This is a genomic window from Paenibacillus sp. RC73 (genome assembly GCF_044908085.1).
Taxonomy (GTDB): domain Bacteria; phylum Bacillota; class Bacilli; order Paenibacillales; family Paenibacillaceae; genus Paenibacillus; species Paenibacillus terrae_A.
The window spans coordinates 229,951-246,045 of record NZ_JBIYCV010000009.1 but is presented as its reverse complement, the minus strand read 5'-3'; the positions used below and the strand labels follow the sequence as shown (position 1 = coordinate 246,045).

The 16,095-nt window shown below is 48.9% G+C and carries 14 protein-coding genes; 2 read left to right on the top strand and 12 right to left on the bottom strand.

Annotated elements, in window-relative coordinates; translation table 11 throughout:
- Positions 1-349: 349 nt before the first annotated feature.
- From ABH897_RS21245 to ABH897_RS21195, 11 genes are all read right to left on the bottom strand, one after another.
- Positions 350-1,960 (bottom strand): FAD-dependent oxidoreductase, encoded by a 1,611-nt coding sequence (locus tag ABH897_RS21245; RefSeq protein WP_404592675.1) that lies wholly within the window; start codon positions 1,958-1,960, stop codon positions 350-352.
- Between the two features lie 25 nt (positions 1,961-1,985).
- Positions 1,986-2,963, bottom strand: coding sequence for an ROK family protein (locus ABH897_RS21240; protein WP_283657533.1), 978 nt, complete (start codon positions 2,961-2,963; stop codon positions 1,986-1,988).
- A gap of 102 nt (positions 2,964-3,065) precedes the next feature.
- Positions 3,066-3,905 (bottom strand): MurR/RpiR family transcriptional regulator, encoded by an 840-nt coding sequence (locus tag ABH897_RS21235; protein ID WP_404592674.1) that lies wholly within the window; start codon positions 3,903-3,905, stop codon positions 3,066-3,068.
- Positions 3,883-4,602 (bottom strand): N-acetylmannosamine-6-phosphate 2-epimerase, encoded by a 720-nt coding sequence (locus tag ABH897_RS21230; protein ID WP_283654266.1) that lies wholly within the window; start codon positions 4,600-4,602, stop codon positions 3,883-3,885. The genes ABH897_RS21235 and ABH897_RS21230 overlap by 23 nt, the downstream gene beginning before the upstream one ends.
- Before the next feature lie 5 nt (positions 4,603-4,607).
- Positions 4,608-6,149, bottom strand: a complete 1,542-nt coding sequence (locus ABH897_RS21225; protein WP_283654265.1) for a DUF4127 family protein — start codon at positions 6,147-6,149, stop codon at positions 4,608-4,610.
- A gap of 100 nt (positions 6,150-6,249) precedes the next feature.
- Positions 6,250-8,076: a protein O-GlcNAcase gene (locus ABH897_RS21220; RefSeq protein ID WP_283654264.1), complete on the bottom strand. Its 1,827-nt coding sequence runs from the start codon at positions 8,074-8,076 to the stop codon at positions 6,250-6,252.
- 52 nt (positions 8,077-8,128) lie between these two features.
- The gene (locus ABH897_RS21215) at positions 8,129-9,019 is read right to left on the bottom strand and encodes a carbohydrate ABC transporter permease (RefSeq protein ID WP_283656173.1); all 891 of its coding nucleotides are present in this window, start codon (positions 9,017-9,019) and stop codon (positions 8,129-8,131) included.
- Positions 9,019-9,900 (bottom strand): carbohydrate ABC transporter permease, encoded by an 882-nt coding sequence (locus ABH897_RS21210; RefSeq protein ID WP_283654263.1) that lies wholly within the window; start codon positions 9,898-9,900, stop codon positions 9,019-9,021. The genes ABH897_RS21215 and ABH897_RS21210 overlap by 1 nt, the downstream gene beginning before the upstream one ends.
- A gap of 63 nt (positions 9,901-9,963) precedes the next feature.
- Positions 9,964-11,238: an extracellular solute-binding protein gene (locus tag ABH897_RS21205; RefSeq protein WP_283654262.1), complete on the bottom strand. Its 1,275-nt coding sequence runs from the start codon at positions 11,236-11,238 to the stop codon at positions 9,964-9,966.
- Between the two features lie 186 nt (positions 11,239-11,424).
- Positions 11,425-11,988, bottom strand: a complete 564-nt coding sequence (locus tag ABH897_RS21200) for a DUF420 domain-containing protein (RefSeq protein WP_283654261.1) — start codon at positions 11,986-11,988, stop codon at positions 11,425-11,427.
- A 294-nt stretch (positions 11,989-12,282) separates the two neighbouring features.
- Entirely contained in the window at positions 12,283-12,558 is a 276-nt protein-coding gene (locus tag ABH897_RS21195) for a GNAT family N-acetyltransferase (RefSeq protein WP_283654260.1), read from the bottom strand.
- Positions 12,559-12,720: 162 nt separating this feature from the next.
- Between ABH897_RS21195 and ABH897_RS21190 the strand changes: the two genes are divergently transcribed.
- Both ABH897_RS21190 and ABH897_RS21185 read left to right on the top strand, forming a co-directional pair.
- Positions 12,721-13,680 carry an ATP-dependent DNA ligase gene (locus ABH897_RS21190; RefSeq protein WP_404592673.1) on the top strand — a complete coding sequence of 320 codons (960 nt, stop codon included), beginning with the start codon at positions 12,721-12,723 and terminating at the stop codon, positions 13,678-13,680.
- Positions 13,681-13,790: 110 nt separating this feature from the next.
- Positions 13,791-14,333, top strand: a complete 543-nt coding sequence (locus ABH897_RS21185) for a MarR family winged helix-turn-helix transcriptional regulator (protein WP_283654258.1) — start codon at positions 13,791-13,793, stop codon at positions 14,331-14,333.
- 528 nt (positions 14,334-14,861) lie between these two features.
- On the opposite strand, the gene ABH897_RS21180 is transcribed toward ABH897_RS21185, so the two are convergent.
- Positions 14,862-15,797: a manganese-dependent inorganic pyrophosphatase gene (locus ABH897_RS21180; protein ID WP_280740281.1), complete on the bottom strand. Its 936-nt coding sequence runs from the start codon at positions 15,795-15,797 to the stop codon at positions 14,862-14,864.
- Positions 15,798-16,095 lie beyond the last annotated feature (298 nt).

The following is a 16,095-nucleotide window of genomic DNA, read 5'->3' as shown; positions in this document are numbered from 1 at the left end:
TTTTATACAGCCTGACGGCATGTACCAAAATCTCAGCGTTGGATTTTGCAAGCAAAATCCGTACTCACTCGTTGTTCAGTTTTCAAAGATCAAACATTTCTTTTTCGCTGTGTTTTTCAGCAGCTATAAGATCATACCATGTTCATTTCAGAAATGCAAGCTTTATTTTTTTCTTCTTTTATAAAGATTATTGTACCCAAGCTTTTCACTTTTGAAACAGCTGTTTTGTTGTCAGCTCAAATAATATATCATATATCCAAGCAACTTAGCAAGCACTTTTTTTGTTACTTTTTTAAAGTTATCTTTTGACCTTATCAAAGTCAGCCAAGGGGCAATAGCCCCACACGTTTTAGCTGGTAACTCCCTCCGGCTCAAATACTTCCACAGGCCAGTGTAACTCCACGCCTTGGCGAAGCAGCCTGCTTTGAAAATGCCCCAGATGCTCTGCCGATTCGCTGACTTCTATCGGGAATACTCCGTTGGACACACAGTAAGCCGCCAGACTACCCGCTGATTCACCTATATTCCACTCCGTGGGGTGCAGCCGATAGCAGCCATTTGCGATTTGAGTCATCCCTATATTTTTACAGGCGGGAAGCAGATTACGCACTCTCACCGGAATAAGGGAGCCTAACGGAATTTCATAAGGGTAATTAGGAATGTAAAATGTCCGCTGAGATACAGTGGTCGGATGGAGATCCAAATGATAGCTGCCTACACCTACGCTGTCTGCATATCGTTTTGGCCCATCCGTCCCCCGAAGCTCACGACTTACATCGAACTCCGATATCATATACTTGGCTTGAATTCGGCGCGATTCGCGAATATAGGCGGTTTTGGCAAGACCATCTGAGGTGCCAAGGAAATCTCCACGGGGCCGAATACCCGGATAACCGAATCCTCCATCTAGCCGGGGTGCTTCGGTCTGGAGCCAATAGATTAAAGAACGGGTCAATTCACGGGCGCCTTCTCTACGTCTTTCCTGCTCCTGAGCAGTGACACCGATCAATGGACCGAGGTAATAATCATTTTGCGCCCAGTTTAAAAGTGTTACCTCTCCATCATTTAATGGCTTGCTCCATATAGAAGGGTCCACAATGCGACGGTAATCCCACAAAGATACAATACCCTGATCGTTAGGAAACAAAGTGAACTGTTTTAGTTTGCTGGTATCATCCGCATCTGTAGCAAACCAACTCAAAATCGGGAAACGGGAAAAGGAAGGAATATAATTTCTCCAAAAATCATATTGTTGCGGCCGTTCTATAATGAAGCTTCCTTGAGGGATGTAATCCACGGCCGCCACATGTGTAATAGACTGCATATCCATAGGGTCAGCGCACTCCAAAGCATGAGGCTCACCTGTATCATACCGCGACTCTGCTCCACTCGTATGCTCCACCCCCGCCATCGGAAGAAGATCCCCGCACTCTGTGGCATCCAGATAAAACATTCCGTGCAACACCATAACCCTACACCCACCATCAAGGCTATCCGAGGTACGAACAGTTACGGAACAAATGCAATCAGCATCCGTTTGAGCGGCTATGGGCACGGTGTGGTAATATACGCGAACACGCCCCGTGTTCAAATAGGGAGCAAGCATATCCTCAAGCACCCGTAGAGCTACTCGTGGTTCATGAGCCAGACGGCTTACCCAACCGTTGCCGGGATTAAGAATCGGATCGTTTTGGGCTTCTTCCGTTAAAGGATAGTTCTGACGGTAATAGTCACGTACACGATTACGGAACTCACGGTATGTTGCTGTGCAGCCAAACTGTTCGATCCATCGGTGCTCATCCGGGGGGACGGCCTGTGAAGTTAACTGTCCTCCCAACCAATCCGTCTCCTCCGTCACGATGACTCTCATGCCAGCCTTCGCAGCCGCAAGAGCTGCCGATGTTCCTCCCAGACCTCCGCCAATCACAACAATGTCAGTATCAAGCCGATTTTGCGTCATGGTTCGTTCCCCTTTCATACTTGTTCTAGGAATCCGTTAATTCAAAAGCAAGCCGTGCCGCACCGATGATTCCAGCGCGATTACCCAATAACGCCCGGTTTACTTCCGTTCCGACTCCCAGCTGTTGTAGATGCTTTTCCAGCAAGGGCCACCAGACTTCTCCCGCATCTGCTACCCCTCCGCCTACGATAATAGCCTCGGGATCAAGGGTGACCGAGATATTGACCAGAAGCACGGCTAAATCTGCGGTGTAATCGTCCAGTACCTGAAGCGCCTCCGAGTGACCGTGAGCAGCCTGCTTCATGATCTCGATTCCCGAGCGATACTGTTTACCTGTGTATTCTCTGACCCGGCGTAACAGTGCGCTACCTGATACATACTGCTCGGCGCAGCCCTTTTTTCCACAATTGCAAGGAAGACCTCTTGGGAATAAAATACTATGTCCCCAATCGCCGCCACTCCAATGAGCCCCTCTGCACAACAAGCCATGTTCCATATATGCGCCACCGACACCTGTTCCCAAGGTGAGCATGGCCAAGCGTTGCTTGCCCCTCCCCGCTCCCTGCCACGCTTCTCCAAGCAAAGCGGCATTCGCATCATTGTCGGCAACAGCACGTAAGGCCAGATTCTCCCTCGCCCACGTTACCAAGTGCGTGCCTTGCCAGCCAGGGAGATTATCCGTGGCATACACAACCTCACCACTCTCCACGTTTACTCTGCCAGCCGTAGCGATCCCCAGAGCGTCGATACCGATGCCGCCGCTGGTGCTGTTGCTGGTGTCTCCCAGGGATCGTTTCAGTCCTTCCACAGCTTCGGATACCCGTGACAGTAGCCAATCACGCCCGCGAGAAGCGTCCGTATCCAGCCGGATTTCATCAAGTACCGAACCATCTTGTTCCACTACAGCGGCCTTCACTGATGTTCCTCCAATGTCGATCCCAATGACTCTGTTCACAGCATCTGCCACCACAGCGTCCTCCTTGTAGCCAAATGATATCAACATACACGCTCTTTACGTAAAGCTTCTATAATAGCAAGTCATATACCACAACAATAACTAACGATATGACACAGCCGAAGGGGTACGGTTCTCCGCTTCAAAACCTCAATAACTTCGCTCAATGACCGCCCTTGCTGTTTTTTCCTTCATCTGTTTGGTATGACTCGTGTGCTTGCGAGCAAGCCCTTCGCAGATGAGGTCAATGACAAATAGCTGCGAGATTTTGGCTCCAATCGAGCCTCCCTCCATCGGGGCTTCCTTGCCTGCGGTGAGCAACACGATATCCGCAATGGAGGTGATAGGCGATTTTGCATAATTGGTGATCGCGATAATGGTCGCGCCGTTTTGCTTGGCTTTGTGCAGCATGTCGTTGGTATCCAGCGTGCTTCCCGATACACTGATACCGATAGCCACATCCCCGGGTTTCATGGACACCGCCATCATCGACTGGATATGTCCGTCTGTCACGGCTTCGGCACGCCGCCCGATTCGTAAGAAGCGGTTTTTGGCATCCTGCGCAGAAATCCCCGAAGCACCTACACCAAAAAATTGGACATAGCCTGCCTGGTCGAGACACGCTATCGCACGTCCAAGCTCTGAACGGTCCAGCAGTCCCATACTGGAGTGCAAAATATCAAGCATATTGTGATACACCATGCGGGTAATATCATGTTCGTTGTCCGGGTCGGTGTTTTCCCCACCCGTATCGGTTTTGCGATAAGTCCGGTTTTGCGCCAGGGACAGTCGGAAATCCTGATAGCCTTTAAAACCGATTTTCCGGCAAAAGCGCATGACGGTCGTCTCACCTGTACCTGCAAAATCAGCTAACTCCGTCACGGAGAAATATATGATATCTGCCGGGCGCTCCAGTACGCACAAAGCAACCTTTTGCTCCGATTTTGTTAATGAAGGAAAGTACGTATTAATTCGGTCGTTCATCTCCATAGATGCACTTCACTGCCTTCCTTGCGGCATCGGCAAACCGCTGCGTAATCAATTGGGGTCTGGTAATTGCCGAGCCTACAACCACTGCATGTGCACCCAGCCGGAATGCTTCCTCCACCTGCGCCGGCTCATGGATTTTGCCCTCCGCAATTAAAGGCACGGGAACCAGCTCTGACGCTCTCCGAACCAACTCCAGATCGGGTCCATCGATCTGAGCAGAGTATGGCGTATAACCGGATAACGTTGTGGATACGCAGCTTACGCCGAGGGAAGCCGCATGAAGCGCCTCCTCCAGTGTGGATATATCCGCCATAGAGGCCACTCCATGCTTATGGGCGTAATCTATGAGCTGCTTCAGCCTACATCCCCCCGGGCGCGGACGTGATGTAGCATCCAGGGCGATGATATCTGCGCCCGCATCCACCAGTTCCTCCATCTCTCGAAGGGTCGGTGTAATGTAAATATCGGAATCATCATAATCCCGCTTGATCAGGCCGATGACTGGCAGGGAAAGCGCCTGTTTGATCGCACGCACATCTGCTGCGCCATTGGCGCGAATGGCCACAGCTCCGCCCTGCTGAGCGGCGCGTGCCATTTTGGCCATGGAATCCGATCCGTGCAGCGGTTCATCCGGTAGTGCCTGACAGGATACGATCAGGCCGTGCTGAACTTTTGATAATACAGCTTCCAATCCCATTGGGATCACCCTCTCTCTTCGGCATGATGCCGTACGGTCAATCCGACTTCAAAGGTGCGGTTCCACGGCATATAGCAATCTGTAATTTCCACATAGCCCTCCGGCCCGTTTACATATTCGTCGAGCGCCTGCTCCAGCTCTCCGCGAATAACCGCAGTAACCGAGCCTCTCTGTCCATCGAGCATAAACTTGTTGAAGCCCATTTGTTCCACAATCCCGTTATTCATGGCGGTACGCACCACAGCGCAATAACATGCATCTTCGGCGTAACGCAACGCCAGAAAATCCAGATGCTCTGCTGTAGGCCCATAGTGGCTGTACAGCATGGACTGGGCAATGACGGTTCCCAGCGTATTGGAGCTGGTGTTCCAGCCTGCATAACCTGCCAGCTCAAAAAGCAGCCCTTTTTGCTTCAAGAGTCTAAGCAGCTTAAGATCGGCTCCGTTGGCATAGCCTACATCAGCTACCGCAATATTTTTGCCTGTATACCGCAGCATATGGGCGCCGTATTCGACCAGCTCCACCACGTTTCGGTATACATCATATCCGGCCATTGCACGCTGTTGGGAGGATGCTTCCGCCATGGCGTCTCCGGGCGTGTTAGCCAACAGAATCAAATCAGCCTCTGTCGCTGAAGAAGCGATCAGTCCACCTGCCGCCATAATCTGGTATTTTAACGTTTCATAAAAATAACGATCCTCAAAAAGCGGAATCACAAATGCTCCCTGCAAAGCGGACAGCCTTGGATAGACAAGCGGCACAACATTCTTCGCCTGGTTAACCCACCGCGCCAGCAGCGTACAGCCGACTTCGTCTGCCCCCGGATACATGTACACGCTCAAATCCAGCCCAAGATTGGAAATACGTTTTCTAAGCCGCTGCTGATCCTTGGCAGTATAGCCGTAGGGGGCAGAATCATCTTGCGGGATGATCATAAAATCAATGACACCCTCTGCTACCAGCTCCAGTGCGGCTTCATTGGCTTCCAGATTCACACGGCGACGGCCCAAATAATCCTCCAGTGTCTCTACAGGCAAACGTTCGTTGATGTCAGATAATTCAAGAAGCTCCTCTGAGGTAGCAATCCCCAGCTCCTGACGGTGCTCAATAAAGCCCTTCCTGAATATCTCGCGCCCCCAATCGGCGTAGTAATCCGGTTCTTCGTCAGCCAAAGAATATTGCGGACAGCGCATAATGAGTTGAAAAGCATATAAGGTCATCTGCGGATAAAGCCGCTTGAGCCTGCGAAGTCGATTCACCTTGTCACCGACCTGATCACTTGTCATTCCATGCAGACGAGATGGCACGATTCCGCCGTACAGCAGCGTATCCATCGCAATAATGGCTCCATCGGCTCCCGCTGCACGTTCTTCGAGCCAAGCCCACAATTGGGTCGTATCACCGGAAATTTTCTTTTGTCCCATCCATTCCATCGGGGGACGCTCGATTTCCAAATCTGTGCCCTGCGCCAGTAAATAAGGAAATTCATAATTACAGGGCCGCTCATCCAGCGGCACAAAAAGCACACGAGTGTTTGGCTTCACCACACGCATCCACCTCTCCTGAAAATTACCGTTATCCTAACGGCAAATGGTTATTTTCAGGGCAGCTATGCTGCCTTGGTTTCTTAATCCATCGGCAAAATGCTCACAAGATCAGTCGATACTTGCCTTGTTCATCCTGACTGACGTAGCCCCACCGCTCGGCTGCGCGGATCGCCGGATCACTGCCGAGCCGAGCCTCCGTCTCCAGACAGGCAGTGATACAGCGCCGGAGTTCGCCCACGACTTCGTCCAGCAGGAGCACAGGCCCTTGCCCGCCAACCACTTCCGGCGGCGTACTGCTCTCCTCTGCCTGCGTGCCGCTCTGCCGCTCGCTGCTGACCACAGCTTGGCGCAGCGTACGCCACAGATCAGCGTCCAGCTCGGCGCGTTCCAGCCACGGCATGGCCTGTGCTACGAAGCCTGCCGCCGGATCATCGGCGGGTACTTGCCGCAGGACGCTCACGGCTTGGAGCAGCCGCTCAAAGTACATATCCAGCGCCGGGATATCGCGCAACTGCAAAGCAAGGTCCACGTCCTCATACGTGCTGCCGCCCAGTCGGCTGTTCCTGTTTTGACGGCAGAAAAACATCAGTTCCTCCGCACGCTCCCCCGCTAACTCCCACACTGCCCAATCCCAAGAAAGTTCCGGCATGTACCGCTCACTGTTCCACATATAATGAGACATCGTAATGAGCGTTACTTTGGAGCATTCCCACTGATTCATCGGGTTGGCTACCATACCGGTATGTCCGCAGTCTGGAAGCCCGGAATACCGCCCGCGCAGCGGATCGAGGAATAAACGGTCACGGTCACAATCATTCACCGGAATGTTATCCCACAGCCACAGCTCGTGCCCAAAGAACGCATGATTATCGGCGGCGTGCTTCCGGCCAATATGCGGAGCAAACACAAAGTATCCGGTCCAGAACACCTTAATCTCCGGATGCAGCCGCTCACGGAAATCCTTTTTGTACTCGGTATCCCAGTACGACCAATATTCCGAGGGACAGACTGTCAGCGTAAATTCAGGCAACCGCTCAGCCAGCCATGTATGCACCTTGTTCGTCAAAAAGACATGAGCGTGGCCCGAGCGACCCAGCAAATGTCGATTTTCTCCTTTTAGCACATAGTCAATGTCATCCATTAATATAGAAAAATGGCGCACGCCAATGGCAATCACAGCCGCCAGCTTTTCCGTCAAACTGAGGAAATCTTCATCGCTGCCAAAGCTCAGGTCATTCCCTGGACTGATGCAGTAATGAAAATCGATCTCATGCTGGTCGCAGGTTTCCTTTAATTCTTGGATCTGTGCAAACGTGTCTTCCGGGTACGGCTCTCGCCATAACTCACGATGATACGGATCATCCTTGGGAGCATACATGAATGTGTTCATCCGATGCGCAGCCATAAAACGGACAGCATCCAGCCGATTCGCCAAGCTCCACGGTTCTCCGTAAAAGCCTTCAATAATCCCTCTGACCGGAAAAGAAGGCTCATCACGAATGGACACTACAGGAAGTGTACATCGCTCTTGTTCGACTTGAAGCAGCAAATGCAGGGCATCCATGCCGTATTTGAGCCCTCTTTTATTAGCTGCATGAATTTCAATTCGACCTTCCTTGTGAATCTCCAAACGATAGCCGTCTGCAACGAGCGCTCCATCGTACTCCAGTACCAATTGCACGCTACCGCGTGTTTCGGTCGGCACGCCTGGTCCTGGAGGCAAGATCAGCTTGATCGGCCCGTCGGGGTCCAGAACGCCTTCATATTCCTGATTCATCCCGAAGCGGGAGGACAACTCAGAAATCAAATGTGGTTCGGGTATGACCAGCTTTGCCCCACTGTCATACACATCACGAAAATAATATTGAATCTCCTGCGTTGTTAGCCCCACACGGGAATTGGGCCGCGTTCCTTTCGCCAGCTCCATCGTAACCGTCTCCCCTTCCATTCACGGATCGTCCGTATCCGATATTTCCGGTCTATCCTTTTACTGCACCCGCCAAGCCTTCCATATAGTAGCGCTGTGTGAACAGGAACAAGATAATGATCGGCAGTACCGAAATCATCGTGCCCGCTGCAATCCAGCCAAAGTTATAGGCAAATTGACCATTGAGATACGTCAGCGCAGCCGCCAGCGGGTATAACTCCGTGTCGTTCAGAATAACGATAGGCCACAGGAAACTGTTCCAGAACGACATAGCCTCCAGCAAAGAAATGACGGCGAGTGCTGGCTTCACCAGCGGTAGCACCAGCTGCCACCAAATCCGGAATTCCGAAGCGCCGTCCATTTTACCGGAATCACGCACATCGGTAGGAATATGGATAAACGTCTGCCGCATCAGAAAAATGTTGAACACAGAGACAGCTCCAGGCAGCACCACACCCAAATACGTATTGCCCAGATGAAGCCCCTGAATGGTCAGGTAATGTACGATGAACGACGTATATGAAGGAATAATCATGGTGGAAATTAGTAGCGTGAACACCAGATTTTTACCCTTAAAACGAAATACAGCCAAGGGATATCCCGTCAGACTGGCGAGCACCACATTGAAAATAACGCCAAGTGCCGTAATGATCACCGTGTTCAGCATATACTTCGGAAAGTTCATAAACTGCCATACCTGAGCATAATTATCAAAATCAATAAAGGTCGGAAAAATCGCCGGTGGCGTTGAGAAAATGTTACGGCCAGGCATGAGCGATACGCTGAGCAGCCATAGGAACGGCCCCATTAAAAAGAGAGCGAGCAGCACGAGCAGTACATAGATCACCGTCATCCTTACAACTCGCCCCAGGTTGCGAATGATGCGGCTATTTTCGTTTTTCGGAAGGGGCGACTGTAGCATTTTATCATTCTGTAAATTCATCAATAGGGATTGATACCACCTTTCCTATTGAATCGGAATACGATAATACTGAGCACCGCAATGACTACACCGACAATTAAGCCGAGCGCCGAAGCATAACCAAAGTTAAACTGCTCCATCCCCTTTTGGAAAATATACAAGCTGGAGGTCAGCGTGGCTGTTCCCGGCCCACCCTTGGTCAGCACATACACTTCATCGAACACGCGAATAGCCGCCATAAGCGATATGAGCGTACAGAACAGAACGTAGGGTCTTAATAACGGGAGTGTAATATGGACAATTAGCCGCCAGCGGCTTGCTCCATCTACTCTGGCGGCTTCGTACAGGTCTTGTGGAATGTTCTGCAAACCGGCCAGATAGAGCATCATATAATACCCGAGTCCCTTCCACATCGTGATGAACATGAGTACATACAAGGCCAAAGAGCTGTCTGACAGCCAGTGAATGTCCTTACTGATCAAGCCTGCCTGCATAAGCAAATAATTCACAACGCTGTTATTGCCAAGCAACCAGCTCCAAATCAAGGCCACGGCTACCATCGAAGTTACGACAGGAATGTAGTAGGTCGTACGAAATATTTTAATTCCCGGTATACGGCTGTTCACCAGCACGGCCATCAGGATGGAGAAAATTTGAAGAAAGGGAACAATGAGCACGTACACCAATGAGTTCCAGATCGAAATGAGAAAGTTGCGGTCCTTAAACGCTGCCTCGAAATTATCCAGACCGACATAATGGGTATCCGATATGACCGAGTAGTCCGTCAATGCCAGCGGAATGCTGTAAATAATAGGCCAAAATACAAAGACGGCAAGCAATAACAGTCCCGGCGTCATAAAGGCCCAGGCCGTAAAGGATTCCGACCTCAACCATTTGATCATGCTGCATCACCACCCGATTTTGATAAATGAACAGGAGAGCCTCCGTATGACTCTCCTGCTGATCTATTGCTTTAAAATATCGTTCACTTCCTGCTCCAAAGCAGTAAGCGTCTGCTTCGTGTCCGTTCCGTTCAATATAATATTTTGAAAAGCACGCGTAACAGCGCTGTTCACGTCCTTGGCATTAGGAACACCGACCATGTAGTCTGTCGCCTTATCCAAGCTTTGCGCGGATACCACTTTCGCTTGTGCTTCCAGCGATTGATCAGACTGTGTGAAGTACGGGTCTTTAATGGAATCCTTTGTGGAAGGTAGTGTATTAGCCGCTTTGGAAAAAGCCGTCTGGCTCTCCGCATTCGTCAGAAAAACAGCAAACTTCACCGCTTCATTCACATGTGCAGACTTGGTCGGTACGACCAGATCCATGGTGTTGGACAGCCGTACATCAGCTTTACCTGTAGGTACAGGAACGGCGATCGTGTTCTTGTATACGTCCGGCGCCGCCGTTTTGATAAAGTTGATGAACGTCGGGCCTGCCAGCTCGAAAGCAACCTGCTCACCCGCGTAATATTTCACTTGCTGTGAAAATTCAGCGTCCTCTTTGAGCACGACACCGTCTTCCATCTGCTTTTTGAGATTATCAATCATAGTGACCGCTTCCGGTGTATTGAACGCCGCTGCTGTCTTTTCTTTATTCAAAATCGGAATCCCGTCTATGGCAAAAAGCTTGGATACAAGCTGCTGCGCATAGCCTGCTTTACCGATTTTTCTATTGACCTGGCGGCCCCATTCAGACAATTCCTCCCGCGTTTTGGGCGGATGGGCAGGGTCTAATCCGGCTTCCTTTACCAGCTTCGTATTCATGTAGAGCACTTCCGTGCCGGTATACCAAGGTAGTGCATATGCCTTGCCGTTAATAACTGTAGAATTATAGATACCGTCGAAATAAGCAGCCTTTTCCTCCGGAGATAAATGCTCATTCATATCCACAACAGCACCCTTGGAGCCCATTTGGCTGGCAAATTCCGTATTGAGATTCACTACATCCGGACTGCTGCCACTAGCGATACTCGTCAACAGCTTATTGGTCACTGCGTCATAAGGGTAATCCTTCCAGTCAATTTTTACATTGGGATTCTTCTCCTCATAATCGGCAATCACCCGATTGAAATACGGGGTGAATGTAGGCTGTAGCGCGATGGTCCAAAATTGCAGTGTCACTTTTCCTCCGTTAACGTTTTCCGGCTTTTTGCCTCCGCCACCGCAGCTGCTCAGCAGCACAACCAGCACGAGCATAGAAACAAGCAACCGTAACCTGCCTTTCGCTTTCTTCGTCACATGGTGACCCCCTTATTCTTAGTTGATTAAGGCAAATTATAGCAGAAATACCGTTGGAGAAGGAACGTTTTTTCAATAAAATAAATTTAGAAGGAATAATTTTTCTTTTATTTGATATAAAAAAGACGTCTCTGTTAGCAGAGACGCCTTCTTTCCTCATTGAACCTGCTGAGGGTTCAAGTCTATTTAATAATATGGGGCCATGAATACGTACACGAGTACCCCGGTCAAGCTGACATACAACCAGATCGGCATGGTCCAGCGTGCAATTTTACGGTGTTTCGCCACCTGCATCGTCCATCCCCATACAACCGTGAACAGGGCCAGCGGTACGATAATGGCAGCCAGTATGCTGTGTGAAATCAGCAACGTAAAGTAAATCGGCCGAATAATCCCCACCCCGCCAAATTTTGCAGTCTCCGGCGAAATATAGTGGAAGGTCAGGTAGGAAAACAAAAATAAAACAGTGCTGGCGAAGGCCAGTAAAACAAATGTTTTATGCACTTTGACGTTCTTCTTGATAATGGCAACCAACGCCGCCACCAGAAAAATAAACGTGAAACTGTTAAAAATCGCATTCAACCTCGGGAAAATGGTGATATCAAAGCTAACACTACCCTGGTATCCAATCGGCGAAAAGAACAGCAGCAAAATAATCACGTTGGCTATGATGGAAACGGTGATAATCAAGGCTGTAAAATTACGTTTGCTCGTTGGAACGTACTGCTTGTCCTCACTCGCTTTATTCATAATGAGCGTCTCCTTCGTTTAAATTCAAACTTTTCGTTTTTTGTTGTGGTAATAACCATACTATATTATATAGAACCTGATGACGGCCTGTGAAGTGACAACAGTATGAACAATTTCACAGCCGACAATTTAAAAATGTGCTTTAGCATCTTAGAATAACCATTTGCTTAACATATCAATAATAGAATACGGCCATTTCAGGGGCTTTGTACACGCAAAAAACACCGGGAAGACCTGAATACCCGTCCCGATGTTGTGGTATTTATGCACTTGTAATACGAGCATTCCCCGCGGTTACTGCTGCCAGACGTCACTATATTCTTGATGACGCTTGAACAGGGCCAGTGCGTACGAGCAAGCGGGAACGACCTTTTTATGCTGATCCCTCGCCATTTGCACGACTTTGTCAATCAGCTCCTTGCCGATCTTTTGCCCCCGCAGCTTTTCGGATACAAATGTATGGTCAATGACCAAGGAATGGTCATCTATGGTTTTATAGCCTACTTCCGCAACCACCTGTCCATCATCCACCATGACTACCGCATGGTCCTCCTCGCGAATTTGTCTCATGAAACCGAGCCCCTTTCTGCCGACGATTAGATATCCTTATCATTCCCCGATTTGAGGTCCAACGAAACATCTCATACATCAGAATTTGCAAAATCCTCACATAAAAAGAAGCCTATCGTCGACACTATCCTTATTCCAAAAAAGCGAGGCGAGGTGTTGTATTTGCGTTCGGAAATGAAACCCGTTATCCCGTTTGAACCTGTGCAAAGTGAACAAATCCCTACGGAGGGCCTGTGGCGGTACGAAATAAAATGGGATGGCACGAGAATTTTGACATATCACAATCAGGGTAGCACACGTCTGTTTAACCGGAAGCAGCATGAACGAACTCCTTTATACCCAGAATTCGCTACATTTTCCTCATACTGCCAGGCTGAATCGATAATTCTGGACGGGGAAATGATCGCACTGGGAGCCGATGGTAAGCCCTCGTTTCATGACATTATGCGCCGCGACCTGATTCGTCGAACAGATCGGATTCAAGCGGCTTATGAAGCTGTGCCTGCTACGTACATGCTGTTTGATATTTTGTATTTGAATGGGGAATGGGTTCACCGTAAACCGCTGGCAGAAAGGCTCGAATTATTGCATCAGGTCATCCTGCCGAATGAACGGGTTCAACTGGCGCCTGCTCATCCTGATGGACAAGCTCTGTTTCAGGTGATACGCAGTGAAGGGATGGAAGGTATCGTATGCAAACGTTTAGACAGCCCCTACACATTTGGCGGGCAGGACGGTCGATGGGTCAAGGTCAAGAATTACGGCGATAGCATCGCTGTCATTGGAGGCTACACTTTAAACGGAGGCGTCATCAATGCTCTGTTGCTGGGGCTGTACGACAAGCAGGGAAGGCTGCGCTACATTGGACATGCAGGCACGGGGAAGCTTACGCGAGAGGACTGGCGTCAGCTTACGGAGCGACTGAGACCGCATACCATTTCAGCGCGGCCTTTTGTCAATGAGCCGGATCGTCATCGGGATGCAATATGGGTACAGCCTATGTATACCGCCAAGGTTCAATACAGTGAGTGGCGATGGCAGGAAGGGCGTACCCTCCGCCAGCCCTCTATACAGGCTTTTGTAAATCAGGACGTAGGGCAGTGCATTGGACCTTGGTCATGATAAGTTGTGCAGATATATTTAAAAAAAGCGGAATAAAGTTTGTATAAATCATTGCAACCAGTGGTTAATTAAATTACAGTTAACTAATTAACTACATCGAGGTGGATCGCATGTTCTTTTTCTTGGACTCCGAAATTCGTCAACTGGCCTATAATCTGTTTCCAGGTGGCAATAAACCGATTGGTGTTTTGGTCGAGCTATTTTCTATAACGTATGAAATTCGTAAAGGCATGGAGAAACGTTCACGTGAATTCGGGCTCTCCTATGGGCAATATATAGCACTTTGTGTGCTTTCTGCGCAAAGAGACGAAATGTCATCCCCTTCTGCATTGGCTGAGAAAATGGGTGTAAGCCGGGCAGCGATCAGTTCCATGGTCATTTCCCTTGAACAAGATGGCTACATTAACAAATACGATGATCCGAATGACAAGCGTGGCATCTTTGTTTCTCTGAACGATAAAGGAAGAGGCAAGATCAATCAAATGGACCCTTTTTTCATAGGACTGGCCTCACGCCTGATGTCGGACTTTAGCGAGTCGGAAATCTGCCAGTTTGAAACCTATCTGTCACGCGTACGGTCTGCATTTGAAGATGTGAAAGGTTCGCGTCTAACTGGTCCCAGGGAGGGAGAAGAAAAATGGTGCGAGGACTGAGACAAAGACTGCTCGCATATCCGCTGGCAGAATGGTGGAGGCGTCTGATTCAGAATCACTGCATCATCTTCCACCTGCGCTGATGTCGGCGGACAAGAACATATATGCTTGAGCATTTTGCAACAATCCCAAGAGCGATTTCAAATAAATTGGAGAAAAGCGTACAGGATTATTTGAAGTTTGTTGACAACCTTTAATCATCGGATCACTTTGAAAAACGATAAAAGAAGTAAGTCAGATACCTCTGTCTACTGCTGTACAGTCTCCAAAGTTGGTATGTTTTTCTCTCCCCACTGGCACATCATATCTTTTATTTAAAGGATGTAACATAGACTGTAAAAGGATATGGAAACACTACTGGGGATACGGCAAAAATCGCATTTTAGTTTGAAAACAAAACGGCCTTTGAATTTATGCATCAGAGACGTACTGGTAGAATTGAAGAAATAAAAAAAGAAGCCCCTGCTTCCGCTGCTTTAATGTAGCTGGATTCAGGTGGCTTCTTTTGTATCGTAGCCTGCTTCCGAATTACAGACTGTTAAAAGCGTCTGTCAATACAGGTACGATCTGCGATTTGCGGGATACGACACCTTTCAGAACGGCTTTATTGTCGTCGAGCTGCACATTGTAGGCTTTTTCGACCGCTTGTGCTTGGCTTCCCAGGGCAATACCAATGGAATCACTGTTCACAATATCTGTTACGACGAACAGGAACAGGTCCAGGTTTTTAGCTGCAATTGTTTGGGACAGCGCTACTTCCAGCTCGGACTGACGGGACAGCACGTCGTTCACATCTACCGCGTTCACTTGCGCAATTTCCACTTTGCGTCCGTTCATCTGGAATTCCTTCGCATCCAGACTCACCAACTGCTCAATCGAGTGACCGCTCAGATCAGCTCCTGCTTTCAGCAGATCAAAACCGTAGCTATCTGCATCCACACCAGCGATTTCAGCCAGTTCACGGGCAGCAGCTACGTCTTGGTCGGTGCAGGTTGGGGATTTGAACAACAGGGAATCGGAAATGATCGCGGACAGCATCAGACCTGCGATTTCTTTCGGAATCGCTATCCCGTTTTCCTTGTACAGCTTGTTCAAAATTGTGGCTGTGCAGCCTACAGGCTCAGCGCGGAAGTACAACGGCTGGCTTGTTTCAAAGTTAGCGATCCGGTGATGGTCGATGACTTCAGTTACACGCACTTTGTCAATGTCAACCGCACTTTGCTGGCGTTCATTATGATCGACCAGAATAACGCTGTCTGTTTCCGCAGCAACCTGTTCAACCAGACGCGGCGCACTCACTTTGAAATAGTCCAGTGCATACTGCGTTTCCCCGTTTACCTCGCCCAGACGAACCGGCTCCACGTCCGCGCCCAGTTTGGTTTTCAAGTCTGCATAAGCAATAGCTGAGCAAATAGTATCCGTATCCGGATTTTTATGCCCGAAAATCAATGTTTTTGCCAACATAATCGACTCCTTTGCACTAAGCATTTTACATCCTCATAAAATATCAACAATTCCAATGCAGATTATATCATTAAATCTCGTATTCTCCCATTCCCCTTTGAATGATTTCAAAAATAATCTAGTAAATTCATAACATTTCCATGGAACATGCACGTGAAGTTAACCTTATTTTTTCTAAAAATATAAAAAACATATAGTAATATATCCCACCAACATGGTAAGATATTCCTCAAAACTGACAAGTTAGTCACCAGTGGTCAATTCTTTCATTTGAATCTTGAGGGAGGCGTGAGAACTT